Raw genomic sequence first — 13,255 nt, 5'->3', positions numbered from 1 at the left:
AACGTGTAATGCTTCAGGTCAGGCCGCCTTCACCTGAACCCGATGCATCCTAGGCCGAAAACACTGTGCGGCCCGCCACCATCGTTTGCAAGACCTTGCCCTGCAGGCGCGCGCCTTCGAAGCAGGTGTTCTTGGAACGCGAGCGCAGCCCGCTCTCGCTGACGATCCAGGGCTCGTCGAGGTCGACCACGGCGAGGTCGGCCAGCGCGCCCGGTTTCAGCGTGCCGCCCGGAAGGCCGAACAGTCTTGCCGGCGCAGTGGAGAGCGTTTCGACGAGCCTGAGCAGCGGCACGTCGCCATTGTGGTAGAGCCGAAGTGCCGCGCCAAGGAGCGTTTCGAGCCCAATCGCGCCTGCGGCGGCGTCGGCGAAGGGCAGGCGCTTGGTGTCGACATCCTGCGGGTCGTGCGAGGAGACGATGATGTCGACGGTTCCGTCCTTGATCGCTTCGATCATCGCCAGCCGGTCATCCTCGGCGCGCAAGGGCGGCGTCAGCCGGAAGAAGGTGCGGTATTCGCCGACATCGTTCTCGTTGAGCGACAGGTTGTGGATGGCGACGCCGGCCGTGACATTGGCGCCGTCAGCCTTGGCCCGGCTCACGGCTCCAGCCGCCATCGCCGTCGAGATCTTGGCGGCGTGATAGGCGCCGCCTGTCAGCCGCGCCAGCGCCAGATCACGCTCCAGCGGAATGAGCTCGGCTTCGCGCGGAATGCCGGACAGGCCAAGCCAGCTCGCATAAAGACCCTCGTTCATCACGCCGGCCGAGGCGAGGTCCGCATCCTGGGTCTCATGCGCGATGACGCCGCCGAAATCGCTCGCATAGGTCAGCGCCCGGCGCATCACCAGCGCACTGGCGATCGTGTGCCGGCCATCGGTGAAGGCGACGGCGCCGGCCTCGCGCAGCAGCCCGAACTCGGTCATCTCGCGGCCGTCGAGGCCCTTGGTGATCGCTGCCGCCGGGAAGATGTTGACGCTCGCAGTGTCTCTTGCGGTGCGCAGCACGAACTCGACCAGCGCGACATTGTCGATCACCGGGTTGGTGTCGGGCATCATGACGATGGAGGTGACGCCGCCGGTCGCCGCTGCTACGCTTGCCGAGGCAATCGTCTCGCGATGCTCGCCGCCGGGTTCGCCGATGAAGACGCGCGCGTCGATCAGGCCTGGAATGATCGTCTTGCCGGCGCAGTCGATGACGGCGGCGCCTTCCGGCACGCCCTGGTTGAGCGCCGCCTTGCCGGCAGCGGCGATCTTGCGGCCGTCGACGATGACGCTGCCGATCTCGTCGACGCCGCGCGAGGGATCGACGATGTGCGCCTTGCTGAAGACCGTCACGCTCATGCGCCGCGTCCCTCATGGTTGCGGCCCTCAGAATTGCGGCGAGGGTCGAGCAGCGCTTCCATCACCGCCATGCGCACGGCTACGCCCATCTCCACCTGTTCCTGGATGACGCTCTGCGGCCCGTCGGCGATCTCCGAGGCGATCTCCACGCCGCGGTTCATCGGTCCCGGATGCATGACCAGCGCATCGTCCTTCGCCGCTTTCAGCTTTTCGGCGTCGAGGCCGAAATAGCGGAAATATTCGCGGACCGAAGGCACGAAGGCGCCTTCCATGCGCTCGCGCTGCAGGCGCAGCATCATCACCACGTCGGCATCCTTCAGCCCCTCGGCCATCGAGCGCGCGACGATCACGCCCATCCTGTCTATGCCGGACGGCAGCAGCGTCGAGGGGGCCACGACCCGCACCTGCGCGCCGAGCGCGTTGAGCAGCATGATGTTGGAGCGGGCGACGCGCGAATGCAGGATGTCGCCGCAGATCGCAACGATCAGCTTCGACAGCGGCCCCTTGGCGCGGCGGATGGTCAGCGCGTCAAGCAGCGCCTGCGTGGGATGCTCATGCGCGCCGTCGCCAGCATTGACCACCGAGCAGCCGACCTTCTGCGCCAGAAGCGCAGCCGCGCCGGCCGATTGATGGYGGATGATCAGGATGTCCGGCCGCATCGCGTTAAGCGTCATGGCGGTGTCGATCAGCGTCTCGCCCTTCTTTACCGAGGAGCTTGCCACCGACATGTTCATGACATCGGCGCCGAGGCGTTTTCCCGCCAGCTCGAAGGACGACTGCGTGCGCGTCGAGGCCTCGTAGAAGAGGTTGATCTGGGTGCGGCCGCGCAGCGTCGAGGTCTTCTTCTGCGGCTGGCGCGAGATCGACACGGCCTGATCGGCGCGGTCGAGCAGCAGCTCGATATCGGCCGGGGAAAGGTCGCGGATGCCCAGAAGATGGCGGTGGGGAAAGAGCGGCAGGGACGAAGCGTCGGTCATCTCAAGGCGCTGCTATAGGGTGCGCTCCTGCCTGCCGCAAGCGCCAGCTTTGGATTGCGCGCTTTCTCCCCGGTATTTTCGTCGCGCGCCTTGTGTTGCTTGGGCTATAAGGCCCGGTGGCTTCGGATTCGCGACCGCGGCCTTGAGATGGTAAGGACCTCTCTGCCGACTGAAGGATTGGGCGTGAACGACGACGTGATCAACCAGCCGCCGCCATTGACGGGCGGCAATGCATGGCGCGGCGATCCGTTGCTCATCCAGCTTGGCGAGCGCTTTTCCGATCCGGTGCGCAAGGACCTCGACGGGCTCGGCCGGTTCGTCATGACGCAGGAGGCGCAGGAGCTTGCCCGCCTCGCCAACACCGATACGCCGAAGCTCAGAACGCATGACCGCCAGGGCCGGCGCATCGATTTCGTCGAGTTCCATCCCGCCTACCATGCGCTGATGCGGCGCTCGGTTGCCAACGGGCTGCACTCCTCGGTCTGGGAAAATGGCGACGCCGAAATCGGTCGCCGCCATCAGGTGAGGGCGGCGCGCTTCTACCTGACCGCCGAACTCGAGACAGGGCATCTCTGCCCGATCACTATGACCAGCGCCTCGCTGGCGGCGCTGATGGCGAGCCCAAAACTGTTCCGTGAGTGGGCGCCGCGCGTGACGACACGCAAATACGACCAGACCCAGAAGCCGCCGGTGCAGAAGACCGGCCTGACGCTCGGCATGGGCATGACCGAAAAACAGGGTGGCACCGACGTGCGCGCCAACATTACAAGAGCCGAGCGCGCGGGAAACGGCTTCTATCGGCTCACCGGGCACAAATGGTTCATGTCGGCGCCGATGTCCGATGCCTTCCTGGTGCTGGCCCAGGTGTCGGAAGGTCTGTCCTGCTTCCTTGTTCCGCGCATCCTGGGTGACGGCTCCGGCAACGGCTTCCGCTTCCAGCGGCTCAAGGATAAGCTCGGCAACCGCTCCAATGCCTCGTCGGAAGTGGAATTCGTCAACGCGATCGGCGAGATGGTCGGCGAGCCCGGCGCCGGTATCAAGACGATCATGGATATGGTCACCCTGACCAGGCTCGACTGCGCGGTCGCCTCGTCGGCGATCATGCGGGCGGGGCTCGCCGAGGCTATCCACCACAGCCGCCATCGGCAGGTGTTCGGCAACAATCTGGTCGACCAGCCGCTGATGCAGCGCGTGCTGGCCGACATGGCGCTCGACGTTGCCGCCGCGACGGCGCTGTCGTTCCGGCTGGCGCGCTCCTTCGATGAGGCGGCGAGCGATCGCGGCGAGGCTGCCTTTGCCCGTGCCATGACGCCGGTGGTCAAATACTGGGTCTGCAAGATCGCGCCGGCACTGCTTTACGAGGCCATGGAGTGCCTCGGCGGCAATGGCTATGTCGAGGAAGCACCGCTCGCCCGCTATTATAGAGAGGCTCCGGTCAACGCGATCTGGGAAGGCTCGGGCAATGTCATGGCGCTCGACGTGCTGCGCGTGCTTGGCCGCGCGCCGGCCCTGTTCGACGAGGTGCTGGCCGGCATCGACCGCGACCTCGGCGCCGGCGGCCGCGGCACCATCGGCGTGCTCAAGGCGGCGATGCAGGTGGCTTCGACCGACCAGGGGTCGGCGAGGCTGCTCACCGAACAACTGGCGCTGTCGGCGGCAGCGGCAGAACTGCGCCGGCTCGGAGCAGGGCGGATTGCCGACGCCTTCGTGGAGACGCGCCTCGGTGGCCAGTGGCGTACCACCTACGGCATGCTCGATTCGCGCCATGACGCGCGCATGATCATCGACACTCTCTATCCGCCCCTGACCTGAGCCTGCCTGAAACACGGTCGTATCGACCGCCTGTGGATCACCGTTAACCTTAACAATTGGTTTCCATTGCGGGGAGTGTGTGCAGGGCCCACTCTCTGCCTGCTGGAGTAGGGAAGGGTTAACCATGAGCCTCCCGTGCTCTACCAGGCAGGAAGCGCATGCGACACGTGTTGACATCATTTCTGGCCTTGCACTGGGCGGTCGTCTTCGCCCTGCTGGCCTACATCTGCATGGATGGCAATCGCGGCATCGCGTCGGCGCTCGGCGTGCTTGGCGTATCGGTGCAAAGCAGCCGTTTCCAGGGTCTGGAACACGCCGTCGTCGTGGCGCCGCTTGTGATCGCTCTGCTGATTGTCGCGTTGCTGTTCTGCTGGGCCTTCCTCGAAACGCTGCTCAACATCGCGACAAGGCCGGATGCTGGCGATGCGGTGGTGCGCATCGCCTTCATCTCCGCCTCTTTCCTGCTTTCGATCATCCTCGTGGGCGGTGCCGCGCAAGGGATCAACGGGCTGTTCATGGTGGTAGCCATCCAGATGACGGCGCTGCTCGCATCTTACGTCGCGGTGCTCGCCGAGCGACGCTCCTCACTCGCCGCAACGGCTCTGCATGAGAGCGAAGCGCGACTGGCTGCCTACCGAATGGCGACGGGCGCCGCGCACAGTTCGCTGCTTTCCCGCATCTCCGGCCATCCGGAAACGAGGCCGGGAGGCCGCCGCTGATGCGCGCCCTGTTCGCATTCTGGGCGGCTCCGCTGGTCCTGTTCTGGGGCTGGTTCTTCCTGTCGCTCAACGACATGAATTTCGGCTACGTCATGCTGAGCCGCCAACTGCACGACCTTGTCTTCCAGCTCTACGGCCAGATGCTCGGCATCGATCCGGCGATCATCCCGGGAATGGTCGCACGGGCCTGCGTGTTCGACAGTTTTCTGTTGCTCGGACTGGTAGCTTTCCGCCGCCGGCGCCAGATCGCCGAATGGATCAGGCAGCGCCGGGAAGGTCCGGTCAGTCCTGAGGGGCTCGGCCGAGCGACTGAAGCCGGTCCAACGCTCCCTGCAGAATAAAGGCAGCCGCCGCCGAATCGATCTTGCCGGCGCGCTTCTTGCGCGAGAAATCCATCTCGATCAGCGTCCTTTCGGCGGCGACCGTCGACAGTCTCTCGTCCCACAGTACGAAGGGCAGGTCGGACAAGCCGGCCATGTTGCGCGCGAAGGCGCGCGATTTCTGGGCGCGCGGCCCTTCCGATCCGTCCATGTTGACAGGAAGACCGAGCACGACCGCGCCGACATTGTCCTTCTCAAGCTGCGCAAGCAACTGGGCGGCGTCGATTGAGAATTTCTTGCGCAGGATGACCGGGCGCGGATGGGCGAAGGAAAGCCCACGGTCCGACACCGCGACCCCGATCRTCTTGTCGCCCAGATCGAGGCCGGCGAGCGTGCGACCGCCCGCAAGCCGCGCCGGCAATTCATCAATGCTGATAATGCTCAACAGCTCTATCCGCTCTTTCTCTATGCGACTTTTTGACGAGCCGCGGGACTTTCAATTTGCCGTCGGCGTTCTATCCTTTGACGACAGGAAAATCGAGGAACGCGTTCATGAAACTGACCTGGTACGGCCATTCGGCATTTCGCATCGAAACAAAGGACGCAACCATCCTCATCGACCCGTATCTGGTCGGCAATCCGTCTTGGACGGGCGGCTGGGAAGGGCCGGCGGAAGGTGTGACGCATGTTCTGCTCACCCATGGCCACAACGACCATGTCAGCGGTTCGGTCGAGGTGCTGAAGAAGAGCGGCGCCATGCTGGTCGCCAATTTCGAGATCTGCATGTATCTCGTCGRCCAGGGCGTCAGCGACCAAAAGATCAACCCCGGTAATATCGGCGGCACGGTCGATTGCGGTCCCTTCACCACAACCTTTGTCCAGGCGCTGCACTCCTCCTCGTTCGGCGGGCAAGGCGGCRCCAACACCTATCTCGGCAATCCGGGCGGGCTCGTGCTGCATTTCCCGCAGGACAAGACGCTTTACCACATGGGCGACAYCGACATCTTCTCCGACATGGGACTGATCAACGAACTGCATGAGCCGAAGATCGGCATCGTGCCCGTCGGCGACCGCTTCACCATGGGCGGCGCAGTGGCAGCCCTTGCCTGCCGGCGCTTTTTCAACTTCGATACGGTCATTCCCTGCCATTTCGGCACCTTCCCGATCATCGACCAGACCGCCGACAAATTCGTGGCCGGCATGGAAGGGTCCGGCGTCCAGGTGGCGCTCCCGGAAATCGGCAAGCCGATCACGATCTAAGGCGTTCCGCCACGCGGCGACGGGGTTGCGCTGCTTTACGCGGCGCCGGAAACATCGGCATGCCGTTCCGTCCGGCATGGATCGATGTTGCGTCGCAAGCGTCGCGCCGCTATAGCCCGCACTGGTTTTCCCGAGGCGATAGATATGTCCGTTGATCTTCAGACCGTGAAGCGCGTCGCGCACCTTGCCCGCATTGCGGTGAGCGAGGAGGACGCCGAACGCATGACCGGCGAATTGAACGCCATCCTGGGCTTCGTCGAGCAGTTGAACGAGGTCGACGTATCCGGCGTCGAGCCGATGACTTCGGTCACGCCGATGGAGATGAAGAAGCGGCAGGACGTCGTCACCGACGGCGACAAGGCGGCCGACATCGTCGCCAACGCGCCGGCCACCGACGAGAACTTCTTCCTCGTCCCGAAGGTGGTGGAGTAGGGCACGATGGCCGTCGAGATCGCCGTCGAGACGCCTCTGCAGGACGACGTGCGCGCGCTGGTCGCGGAACTGAACGCCGCGCTGCTCGAACTGACGCCGCCGGAACATTGCTATCACCTGACCGTCGAGCAGATGGCCGGCAAGGACACGACCGTGTTCATCGCCCGCGACGGTGGTCTTGCCGTCGGCTGCGGCGCGCTGAAGCGCCACGACGGCGCGATCGGCGAGGTCAAGCGCATGTACACGCGGCCCTCCCATCGCGGCCAGAAAATCGGCGCGCAGATCGTCGCGCGGGTCGAAGCGCTGGCGCGGGAGGAAGGGTTGAAACGCCTGGTTCTCGAGACCGGCGACCGCCATCCCGCCGCCTGGACCGTCTATGAACGCGCCGGGTTTTCGCGTTGCGGCCCGGTGCTGGATTATCCCGACTCCGAGTGGTCGGTGTTTTACGAAAAGAGCCTTGCCTGATGAGCGACCTCACACATCTCACCATTTCCGAGGCCCGCGCCAAGCTGCGCGGCAAGGAGATCACCGCGGCCGAGATCACGGAAGCCTATCTTTCGGCGATCGAGCGCGCCAATCCGGTGCTGAACGCCTATGTCGCGGTGACCGCCGACAAGGCGCGCGAGATGGCCAAGGCCTCCGACGCCAAGCTCGCCCGGGGCGAAGGCGGAGCACTCGAAGGCATTCCGCTCGGCATCAAGGATCTGTTCGCGACCGAAGGAATTCACACCCAGGCCTGCAGCCATGTGCTGGACGGCTTCAAGCCGCACTACGAATCGACCGTCACGTCCAATCTCTGGGCCGATGGCGCCGTCATGCTCGGCAAGCTCAACATGGACGAGTTCGCCATGGGCTCGTCCAACGAGACGTCCTACTACGGCCCCGTCATCAATCCGTGGCGGCGCTCGCGCCTCGACACGGTAGTGATGCCGACGACGCATCACGGCGACGGCGGCTTTGTGTCGGCCGGTGGCGCGAAGACCGCGCGCACCCTGGACAACGCCCAGTTGGTGCCGGGCGGCTCCTCCGGCGGGTCGGCTTCGGCCGTCGCCGCCTTCCTCTGCGCCGGCGCCACCGCGACCGACACCGGCGGCTCGATCCGCCAGCCCGCGGCCTTCACTGGCACGGTCGGCATCAAGCCGACCTACGGCCGCTGCTCGCGCTGGGGCGTGGTCGCCTTCGCTTCGTCGCTCGACCAGGCTGGGCCGATCGCGCGCGACGTGCGCGACGCCGCTATCCTGTTGAAGTCGATGGCTTCCTCCGATCCGAAGGACACGACCTCGGTCGACCGGCCGGTGCCGGATTACGAAGCCGTGATCGGCAGGCCGATCAAGGGCATGAAGGTCGGCATTCCGAAGGAATACCGCGTCGAGGGTATGCCGGAGGATATCGAGGCGCTGTGGCAGAAGGGCATTGCCTGGCTGAAGGAAGCCGGCGCGGAGATCGTCGACATCTCGCTGCCGCACACCAAATACGCGCTGCCGGCCTATTACATCGTTGCGCCCGCCGAAGCCTCGTCCAACCTCGCCCGCTACGACGGCGTGCGCTACGGGTTGCGCGTGCCCGGCAAGGACATTGTCGAGATGTATGAGAAGACCCGCGCCGCCGGTTTCGGCCGCGAGGTCAAGCGCCGCATCATGATCGGCACCTATGTGCTCTCGGCGGGCTACTACGATGCCTACTATCTGCAGGCGCAGAAGGTGCGCACGCTGATCAAGCGCGACTTCGAAAATGTCTTTGCCGCCGGCGTCGACGTCATCCTGACGCCGGCAACGCCGTCCGCCGCTTTCGGCGTCGCCGACGAGGACATGAACTCCGATCCGGTGAAAATGTATCTCAACGACATTTTCACCGTCACGGTGAACATGGCCGGACTGCCCGGCATCTCGGTGCCTGCCGGCCTCGACGGCAAGGGCCTGCCGCTTGGCCTGCAGCTCATCGGCCGGCCGTTCGACGAGGAAACGCTGTTCCAGACCGCGCATGTCATCGAGCAGGCGGCGGGCAGGTTCCAGCCGGACAAGTGGTGGTAGGATCATCCCTCATCTAGTTCATTAAGTGTTACAGCGTCCTTTGCGCGTCCAAAATGACGCGCGGCGCTGTAATGGGGTGAGGGAATGTTCTACTATCTTTCCAAGATACTCTGGTTCTTCATCCAACCGCTCAACCTGGCGATCTTCCTGCTGCTTGCCGGACTGCTGGCGGCGCTTTTCGGCCGGAGGAGGCTTGCAGCTACCGGCAGCGTGCTTGCCTTCCTGATCCTCGTCCTTTCGGCCTGGACCTCGCTTGGCGCGATGATGCTCACCCCGCTGGAGGAGCGTTTTCCCAAGCCGCCGCTGCCGGAAAAGGTCGACGGCATCGTCGTGCTCGGCGGCGGCTTCGAGGGCGCCATCAACCTTGCGCGCGGCGGCTATGAGCTGAACAGCGGCGGCGACCGCATGGTGGAGACGGCGATCCTCGCGCGGCGCTTCCCGCAAGCGAAAGTGGTCGTCACCGGCGGCAATGGCGAGCTTTTCTTGGACGGCGAGGGCGATGCCGACACCGCGCCGCGCCTGTTGACCGCTCTTGGCGTCTCGGCCGATCGCCTGATCCTCGAGAACAAGTCGCGCAACACATATGAGAATGCCGTCTTCTCGCGCAGGCTGGTGCAACCGAAGCGGGAGAAACCTGGCTGCTGGTCACCTCCGCATTCCACATGCCGCGCGCCAAGGCGCTGTTCGACAAGGCGGGGTTTCCGACTATTCCCTGGCCAGTCGACTATCGTACCTCGGGCAGGGAAGGCATCGGTCTGTTCCGCGACAATCCGGCAGATTCGCTGCAGGCGACCACGGTGGCGATCCGTGAATGGATCGGGCTGTTCGCCTACTGGCTTTCAGGCCGCATCGATCAGCCTTTCCCAGCGCCGGGCGGCTGACCGAGCACTGCTTGGCGTGCGGCCGAGAAGAACTGGCGCCGCACCAGCACGGCAAGCAGCACGAGCGTCGACAGCACGAACACCGTCGGATCGACGAACCAGCCGAGATAGCCGATCGAGAAGAAGACGGCGCGCAAGCCGGAATTGAAATGCTTGCCGGCAAGCACGTTCATGCGCGTCGCGCGCCACACCGCCGTCTCGCTGACGGGATTGCGCGCGGCCGTGCCATGCGGGATCGGCACGGCGCCGATGAGGATCGAGCAGTAGTTGAACAGGCGGTAGGCCCAGCCGAACTTGAAGAAGGCGAAGGCGAGGATCAGCACCAGGCCGAAAACCTTGGTCTGGAAGGCTTCGCGCGACGAGGCCGCGCCGAACGGCAGGTCGGCCAGAACCTGGAGGACGCGGTCGGATGCRCCAAGCAGGGCGAAGCACCCGCCGAGCGCGATCAGCGAGCTCGACGCGAAGAAGGCGGTGCCTTGCTGCAGGCCGTTCATGATGGCGGCGTCGACGATGCGCACCTCGCGCTCGGCCATGTTGCGCATCCAGGCTTCGCGCTGGGCGTTCATCGYGGTGGTTAGCGACACGCGGCTGACGAGCTTGCCGTCCGAGGCGAGCGTGTGCAGCACCCAGACGACCAGGAAGAAAGCCAGCGCCGCCAGATCGGCGGCTGAAAGATGGATGGAATCGCCCATGCACGCCTTTTACCACAGGGCCCGTAGGCTCTTCGACGGCCCAGGCAAGCGCTTGGCGATGTCGCTGGCGGAGCAAACAAGGTCGGCTGACGCAGCGACGCGACACGCAAAACAGCGGAAACGTCATAGGAATTCCTATATGTAGATTTTCACCACGGCCTCAGGAGACGACAGACCCGTGTTCCTTTCGGTTTTCGACCTGTTCAAGATCGGCATCGGACCGTCGAGCTCGCACACGATGGGGCCGATGACGGCCGCGCGCCGGTTCCTGGACGAGGTCCTCGCCGGCGACTGGCCGCGCCCGGCCGGCGTAAAGGTCGATCGCATCGGTGCCAGCCTGCACGRCTCGCTTGCCTATACCGGCATCGGCCATGGCTCGGACCGCGCCGTCATCCTCGGCCTGGCGGGCGAGCTGCCGCAAACCGTCGATCCTGACGAGGCGGATGGCATCGTTGCCCGCATCGGGGCGGAGAAGCGGATTTCGCCGCCTGGACATCCGACCTATCGCTTCGACCCCGCCAAGGACCTTGTGCTCGACCGCAAGACACCGCTGACCGGCCACGCCAACGGCATGGCGTTCTACGCCTACGACGCATCCGACCGGCTGCTGCTGAAGCGCATCTATTATTCGATCGGCGGCGGCTTCGTCGTTTCCGAGGAAGAATTGCAGCGCATGAAGGCCAAGGGCTCGGCGACGACGGAAGGCAAGAAGGTACCGTACCCCTTCAAGAACGCCATCGAGATGCTGAAGATGGCGGCAAAGAGCGGGCTCTCCATCGCCGAGATGAAGCGCGTCAACGAGGAGACGCAGATGTCGCGCGAGGAACTCGACGCTGGTCTCGATGCGATCTGGAGCGCGATGAAGGGCTGCATCGACCGCGGCCTTTCGCAGGACGGCATCATGCCGGGCGGGCTCAAGGTGCGCCGCCGCGCGCGCCAACTGCACGACAAGCTGCAGGAACAGTGGCAGCAGAACCGGCCCAACCCTTTGCTCGCCAATGACTGGCTGTCGATCTACGCCATGGCGGTCAACGAGGAGAACGCGGCCGGCGGGCGCGTGGTGACCGCGCCGACCAACGGTGCGGCCGGAACGCTGCCGGCGGTTCTGCGCTACTGGCTGCATTTCCATCCCGAAGCCGACCAGCCGAGCATCCGCGACTTCCTGCTGACGGCTGCGGCCGTCGGCGGCATCATCAAGTCCAACGCCTCGATTTCCGGCGCCGAGGTCGGTTGCCAGGGCGAAGTAGGTTCGGCCTCCGCAATGGCGGCGGCGGGGCTGTGCGCCGTCATGGGCGGCACTCCGGAGCAGGTCGAGAACGCCGCCGAGATCGCGCTCGAGCATCATCTCGGCATGACATGCGATCCCGTGGGCGGCCTCGTGCAGGTGCCCTGTATCGAGCGCAACGCGCTGGGCGCTGTGAAGGCTGTTACGGCTGCCTCGCTCRCCATCAAGGGCGACGGCACGCATTTCGTGCCGCTCGACGCGGCGATCGAGACCATGCGCCAGACCGGACTCGACATGAACGAGAAGTACAAGGAAACCAGCCTCGGCGGACTGGCCGTAAACGTGGTCGAGTGCTGAGCCCGTTTTTCTAATCTGGCAGTTGATTTCTTGTTCGCTGATACCATTTTATGGTACTACAGCGCATGAAGCGCAAACACCTTGCGACGCTGGAACAGATTTTCGCGCGGCCGGTAAGCGGCACGATTCGATGGTCGGATATTGAGGCCTTGCTTGTTGCGTTGGGTGCTGAGGTGAGTGAGCGCKAAGGATCGCGTGTGGGAGTTTTCTTGTTCGGGGAGGTGCGGKTCTTTCATCGACCACATCCGACACCGGATACGGACAAGGGGGCGGTTACCAGCATCAGGAAATGGCTGGATAGCCATGGAGTGAGACCATGAAGAACATCATTGAGATCGACGGTCACAAGGCATCCGTCGCTTTCGATCCGGAGATCGGAATGCTCAGGGGTGAGTTTTTGGGACTTGCGGGAGGCGCAGATTTCTATGCCCAGAACGTCGAGCAGCTCTATAGGGAAGGGGCGAAATCCCTAGAGGTTTTCCTCGCCATATGCAGAGAAAAGGGCATCAAACCGTTTCGAGAGTTTTCCGGTCGATTCAACGTCCGTCTTGACCCCCGAGTGCATGAAGCCGCCGTCACAGCAGCGGCAGCCGAAAACAAGAGCCTCAACGAATGGGTCGCCGAGGCTATCGAGACAGCAACTCAGGCGTCTTGAGTCAGCGGTACCTTGCCTGTGCAAAACCACTCGGGGCGTTGAACCCCCACCTTGCGGTCGCTAGATTGCAAGAATGCTCAATCTCATCAAACTGTGCGTCGGCTGCGACAGCGTCGAGGATCTGGAAGAGTGGATTGCCTTCCGTCTCGACGAGCGGCGCCGCGCCGGGGAGCCGGCCGAGCACTGGCACACCACCCGCATGGTGCCGACGCGGGGCGCCGAAATCACCGAAGGTGGCTCGCTCTACTGGGTGATCAAGGGCAATGTCCAGTGTCGGCAACTGATCACCGAGATCCGGCCCTTCGTCGATGACGACGGCATCGGCCGCTGCCACCTCGTCCTTGATCCCGAAGTTGTGCGCACCGATTGGCAGCCGCGCCGCGCCTTCCAGGGCTGGCGCTATCTCAAGCCTTCCGATGCCCCGGCCGATCTCGGCAAGGGCAAGGCTGCACTGGCCGAGATGCCGCCGAAACTGCGAATGGAGCTTGCCGAACTCGGCCTGCTCTAACCCAGCACTGCGCTGTCATTTTGYGCTGGTCCTTCGGCTCATGCGATATGG

At 64.4% G+C, this 13,255-nt stretch carries 15 protein-coding genes and 1 pseudogene; 12 read left to right on the top strand and 4 right to left on the bottom strand.

The genetic code is table 11. The annotated features are described in order from the left end of the window. Nucleotides 1-49: 49 nt before the first annotated feature. Together ORS3428_RS15760 and ORS3428_RS15755 are read right to left on the bottom strand one after the other, a co-directional pair. Nucleotides 50-1,336: a dihydroorotase gene (locus tag ORS3428_RS15760; protein ID WP_071099162.1), complete on the bottom strand. Its 1,287-nt coding sequence runs from the start codon at nucleotides 1,334-1,336 to the stop codon at nucleotides 50-52. After that, complete coding sequence (locus ORS3428_RS15755) at nucleotides 1,333-2,313, bottom strand: aspartate carbamoyltransferase catalytic subunit (RefSeq protein WP_071099161.1); 981 nt, start codon at nucleotides 2,311-2,313, stop codon at nucleotides 1,333-1,335. Before ORS3428_RS15755 ends, ORS3428_RS15760 begins: the two co-directional genes overlap by 4 nt. Before the next feature lie 147 nt (nucleotides 2,314-2,460). On the opposite strand from ORS3428_RS15755, the gene ORS3428_RS15750 reads away from it, so the two are divergent. The 3 genes from ORS3428_RS15750 (at nucleotide 2,461) to ORS3428_RS15740 (ending at nucleotide 5,185) form a co-directional block, all read left to right on the top strand. Beyond that, complete coding sequence (locus ORS3428_RS15750) at nucleotides 2,461-4,125, top strand: DNA alkylation response protein (RefSeq protein ID WP_443136856.1); 1,665 nt, start codon at nucleotides 2,461-2,463, stop codon at nucleotides 4,123-4,125. Between the two features lie 158 nt (nucleotides 4,126-4,283). Next, complete coding sequence (locus tag ORS3428_RS15745; protein ID WP_071099159.1) at nucleotides 4,284-4,844, top strand: hypothetical protein; 561 nt, start codon at nucleotides 4,284-4,286, stop codon at nucleotides 4,842-4,844. Beyond that, nucleotides 4,844-5,185: a DUF6105 family protein gene (locus ORS3428_RS15740; protein WP_071099158.1), complete on the top strand. Its 342-nt coding sequence runs from the start codon at nucleotides 4,844-4,846 to the stop codon at nucleotides 5,183-5,185. The genes ORS3428_RS15745 and ORS3428_RS15740 overlap by 1 nt, the downstream gene beginning before the upstream one ends. Here the strand turns inward: ORS3428_RS15740 and ruvX are convergent. Then, a complete protein-coding gene (gene ruvX / locus ORS3428_RS15735) occupies nucleotides 5,127-5,609 on the bottom strand; it encodes a Holliday junction resolvase RuvX (RefSeq protein WP_071099157.1) in 483 nt (160 codons plus the stop codon). The genes ORS3428_RS15740 and ruvX overlap by 59 nt on opposite strands. Nucleotides 5,610-5,716: 107 nt before the next feature. Between ruvX and ORS3428_RS15730 the strand changes: the two genes are divergently transcribed. The 5 genes and pseudogenes from ORS3428_RS15730 (at nucleotide 5,717) to ORS3428_RS15710 (ending at nucleotide 9,767) form a co-directional block, all read left to right on the top strand. Then, complete coding sequence (locus tag ORS3428_RS15730; RefSeq protein WP_071099156.1) at nucleotides 5,717-6,424, top strand: metal-dependent hydrolase; 708 nt, start codon at nucleotides 5,717-5,719, stop codon at nucleotides 6,422-6,424. 144 nt (nucleotides 6,425-6,568) lie between these two features. Beyond that, a complete protein-coding gene (gene gatC, locus ORS3428_RS15725; RefSeq protein WP_071099155.1) occupies nucleotides 6,569-6,856 on the top strand; it encodes an Asp-tRNA(Asn)/Glu-tRNA(Gln) amidotransferase subunit GatC in 288 nt (95 codons plus the stop codon). 6 nt (nucleotides 6,857-6,862) lie between these two features. Next, nucleotides 6,863-7,321, top strand: a complete 459-nt coding sequence (locus ORS3428_RS15720; protein WP_071099154.1) for a GNAT family N-acetyltransferase — start codon at nucleotides 6,863-6,865, stop codon at nucleotides 7,319-7,321. Further along, nucleotides 7,321-8,886: an amidase gene (locus ORS3428_RS15715; RefSeq protein ID WP_071099153.1), complete on the top strand. Its 1,566-nt coding sequence runs from the start codon at nucleotides 7,321-7,323 to the stop codon at nucleotides 8,884-8,886. Before ORS3428_RS15720 ends, ORS3428_RS15715 begins: the two co-directional genes overlap by 1 nt. 84 nt (nucleotides 8,887-8,970) lie before the next feature. Continuing rightward, nucleotides 8,971-9,767: pseudogene (locus ORS3428_RS15710) on the top strand (YdcF family protein). Here the strand turns inward: ORS3428_RS15710 and ORS3428_RS15705 are convergent. Next, complete coding sequence (locus ORS3428_RS15705) at nucleotides 9,740-10,459, bottom strand: DUF599 domain-containing protein (protein WP_071099152.1); 720 nt, start codon at nucleotides 10,457-10,459, stop codon at nucleotides 9,740-9,742. The pseudogene ORS3428_RS15710 and the gene ORS3428_RS15705 overlap by 28 nt on opposite strands. 178 nt (nucleotides 10,460-10,637) lie before the next feature. On the opposite strand from ORS3428_RS15705, the gene ORS3428_RS15700 reads away from it, so the two are divergent. From ORS3428_RS15700 to ORS3428_RS15685, 4 genes are all read left to right on the top strand, one after another. Next, on the top strand, nucleotides 10,638-12,041 hold the full coding sequence (locus ORS3428_RS15700) for an L-serine ammonia-lyase (protein WP_071099151.1): 1,404 nt from the start codon (nucleotides 10,638-10,640) through the stop codon (nucleotides 12,039-12,041). 50 nt (nucleotides 12,042-12,091) lie between these two features. After that, nucleotides 12,092-12,361: a type II toxin-antitoxin system HicA family toxin gene (locus ORS3428_RS15695; RefSeq protein WP_338011938.1), complete on the top strand. Its 270-nt coding sequence runs from the start codon at nucleotides 12,092-12,094 to the stop codon at nucleotides 12,359-12,361. After that, the gene (locus ORS3428_RS33985) at nucleotides 12,358-12,696 is read left to right on the top strand and encodes a type II toxin-antitoxin system HicB family antitoxin (RefSeq protein WP_071099150.1); all 339 of its coding nucleotides are present in this window, start codon (nucleotides 12,358-12,360) and stop codon (nucleotides 12,694-12,696) included. The genes ORS3428_RS15695 and ORS3428_RS33985 overlap by 4 nt, the downstream gene beginning before the upstream one ends. Nucleotides 12,697-12,769: 73 nt before the next feature. Continuing rightward, complete coding sequence (locus ORS3428_RS15685; RefSeq protein WP_071099149.1) at nucleotides 12,770-13,204, top strand: DUF1489 family protein; 435 nt, start codon at nucleotides 12,770-12,772, stop codon at nucleotides 13,202-13,204. Nucleotides 13,205-13,255 lie beyond the last annotated feature (51 nt).

Source organism: Mesorhizobium sp. ORS 3428 (genome assembly GCF_001854785.1).
Taxonomy (GTDB): domain Bacteria; phylum Pseudomonadota; class Alphaproteobacteria; order Rhizobiales; family Rhizobiaceae; genus Mesorhizobium.
Note: the sequence above shows the minus strand (reverse complement) of the source record. Positions and strands in the feature narration are given on the sequence as shown.